The organism is Bacillota bacterium (genome assembly GCA_040754675.1).
Classification (GTDB): Bacteria; Bacillota; Limnochordia; order Limnochordales; family Geochordaceae; genus Geochorda.
In genome coordinates this window covers 1-2773 of record JBFMCJ010000532.1, presented here as the reverse complement: position 1 = coordinate 2773, position 2773 = coordinate 1, and the positions used below count along the sequence as shown (strand labels likewise).

General features: G+C 71.9%; 6 protein-coding genes. All 6 read right to left on the bottom strand.

All coding sequences use genetic code 11. The annotated features are described in order from the left end of the window. Positions 1-549: hypothetical protein (locus AB1609_20335; protein ID MEW6048792.1), on the bottom strand; the 549-nt coding region annotated here is incomplete at its 3' end. Positions 550-570: 21 nt separating this feature from the next. Further along, the gene (locus AB1609_20330) at positions 571-783 is read right to left on the bottom strand and encodes a hypothetical protein (protein MEW6048791.1); all 213 of its coding nucleotides are present in this window, start codon (positions 781-783) and stop codon (positions 571-573) included. Between the two features lie 11 nt (positions 784-794). Next, positions 795-1181 carry a hypothetical protein gene (locus tag AB1609_20325; protein MEW6048790.1) on the bottom strand — a complete coding sequence of 129 codons (387 nt, stop codon included), beginning with the start codon at positions 1179-1181 and terminating at the stop codon, positions 795-797. A 55-nt stretch (positions 1182-1236) separates the two neighbouring features. After that, complete coding sequence (locus tag AB1609_20320; GenBank protein MEW6048789.1) at positions 1237-1713, bottom strand: hypothetical protein; 477 nt, start codon at positions 1711-1713, stop codon at positions 1237-1239. 109 nt (positions 1714-1822) lie between these two features. Continuing rightward, complete coding sequence (locus AB1609_20315; GenBank protein ID MEW6048788.1) at positions 1823-2350, bottom strand: hypothetical protein; 528 nt, start codon at positions 2348-2350, stop codon at positions 1823-1825. Then, positions 2347-2773, bottom strand: a 427-nt coding sequence (locus tag AB1609_20310) for a hypothetical protein (GenBank protein MEW6048787.1), incomplete at its 5' end; no start/stop codon positions are given. The genes AB1609_20310 and AB1609_20315, both read right to left, overlap by 4 nt.

Genomic DNA, 2773 nt, shown 5'->3' with positions numbered 1-2773 from the left:
GGAGGGCTCGCCCGTGACCAGGATCACCATGTTTCCCGCCGCGGCCATGGCCGGGTCGCGGGCCCAGCGCTGCAGGGCCACGATCACCCCGCGGTCCTCGGCCGAGAGCATGGACCACTCGCCCTGGGGCGCCAGGGCCTCCAGGTACTCGATGACCGCGACGCTCTTCACCTCCGGGTTGCGCAGCACCCCCTCCAGCAGCCCCAGCGCCCCCAGGGGGTCGCGGGGCAGCGGCGCCTCGGGCGTCCCGCCCCCGGCCACGCGCAGGGCCGCCAGGACGTCGTCCTGGCCCTCCGGGGCCAGGCCGCAGAGTTCCATGAAGCGCTTGCGCATGGCCTCGACGGGGAACTGCAGCCCGGCCGACCTGTCGTAGAAGACGATCAGGTCGCGCCGGGAAAAGACGCGCGTGAGGTACGTGCGCAGGCCCACGCCCGGCACCACGTAGTCCGACACGTTGCCCACCACCATGAAGGTGTGGGCAATGCCGGCCTGGTAGCGGTCCAGGAGGTCCCGCACCCACGCCGGCGCTTCCTGCACGGCCGTGCTCAACGTCTCTCCCCCCTCCCGCCGCTAGAAACCCGCGGCTCCCTGCCTTACGGCGATGGACTCCGCCGGGTGGCGGTGCTGTTCGAAGTCGGAGTCGGACAGGGGCGGCAGGTCGACCCCTTCCGCCCGGAGCCTCTGCACCAGCGCCTGGATCCGCGCTTTCCCCTGCTCAAACGTCCCGTCGCGGGTTATGACCGACAGCTTCCCGTCCGCGGTCACCACCACCGTCACCCGCATTCCCTCACCCCCTACAACCTCGCCTCTATGACCGTGCCGCGGGGCGTGACGGACACGCGGTCCACCGTGCCGGCCTTCCTGACGGCTTCCACCACGCGCTGGGCGAGCACGAGCCCGGCCAGATCCGCCAGGGCACGCGCCAGGCCGGGCAGTTCGGGCAGGGCCGGGTTGCCCAGCCTGAGCACCCGCAGGTCATCACCGGACTGGCGGACCACCAGGTTTCCTCCCGGCACCCTGATCCATAGGGAATCGGCCAGGATTTCCGTGCCCAGGACCTCAACGCCCTTGCCGCCGAAGTAGGCGGACAGGGCCTTCCTGCCGGGCGGGCTGGCAAGCTCCGAGAGCACGTCGAACCGGACCTTCTGGGCCGCCAGCACGGCCACCCCATCGCAGGGCATTTCAATTCACCCCTTCCCCCGAGGAGGTAGGGTCCTGGTCTCCCCCGCCCCCTCTCTACGCGGTCACGACCCGCGCGAACGCCCGCAGGGCGGGCACCACGCGGCCGAGAAAGACCTTGCGCTCGCCCGCGCTCCAGACGGGCCGGTCCCGGCCGTCCAGGTACACGACCCGGACGTCAGGCCGCAGCTCCTCCACCAGCCACCCCACCGGGATGGTGTGGCACAGGAGCCCGCGCGCGGAGGAGTGCTTGTGCTGCCGCTCGGGGCAGCACCAGCACAAGAGGGCCAGGTCATGCTCGGGCGAGAGCCCCTCCAGCCAGGCCGCCACCTCGGGCGCGCGCAGGCACAGCGTCTGCGCGTAGCAGTCCAGGTACTTGCGGGGCGGCAGCCCTCCGGTCTGCTCCGGAGCCAGGAAGGGCAGCTCGGGCAGCGGAGCGCGCTCGCGCGGCTGCCACCTGGCCACCGAGTAGCGCGGCACGCCCCGCGGAACCGAACGGCCAAAGAACGACGCCAGGTACAACACCGTCTTCACCTCCCAGGGGCAGGAGGAGAGCGGAGGAGCTGCCCCTCAGGCGGGCAGGTCCCCCGCTCTCGCCCTTCCCCCTCTATCCCACTTCTCCCGCTCCTCCTCCCGGGGCAACTCACGCGGTTGCCCGCCCGAAGACCCGGGCAGGAGGGGGACCAAACAGCGTATCCGCGAGGTCGGCACCCGACCAGGCGATGCTGCCGCCGCTTCCGGCCAGCACGGGTATGCCGGCGCCGGCGAGAACGGCTTCGAGCCGCCTGGCCAGCTCCTTTGCGCCGAAGTAGTCAGTCACGCTCGGGAAGTACACGTGCACCTTTCCGGGCGTGACCCACACCAGGTCGCTCCGGCGCACCGCCCGGCACGCCAGCCAGGCGGCTTTGCCTTGGGCCACGCGGGGAACCAGCAGGAGGACGTACGTCCCACCTCGCAGGCCCTGAGACCGCAGGTACCGGCGCAACCACCACCCGTCCACGAGGGCCAGTGGGCCCGTGCCCCAAAACGGCCTGTTGCGCAGCACCCGGCTCCAGAGGAGCCAGGCGCACAGCGCCAGCATGGTCAGGCCGGGCCCGTAGAGGCCCACCCAGAAGGCGAGGCTGGCATGGATCACGACCACAGCGGCGGTTTTCCACGCCCCGTCCCTCACAGGTTTCCCTCCTCGGAGTCTGGTTCCGGTTCCCAAACCGGGCGGTCGTCTCCGGCAGGACCCAACAACGCTGCGCGCTCGCCCGGCGGCAGCATCCTCACCGCAGCACGCACGGCCGCGACCCAGCGCGCGTGCAGGTAGGCCCGCGCCGCCGGCACCCAGCACAGCCACAACCACCTCCCCCCGACGACCCCCGCCAGCAGACCCACGAGACCTGCCAGCACCAGTTCCACGGTACCATCCCCCTTTTCCGGCCACTTTTCCCGGGGCCGGAGAAATTGCCGCCGTCCGGGCGCGGCGTCCCTCCCCAGGCCCCCGCGGCCACACCGCGGGAGCAAGAAGACCGCCTTTGCCGGGCCGCCACGCGGCCCGAGCACGCTGGAAGGAAAGCTCGCGGGGCCGGACCGCCCGGCCCCGCTTCCC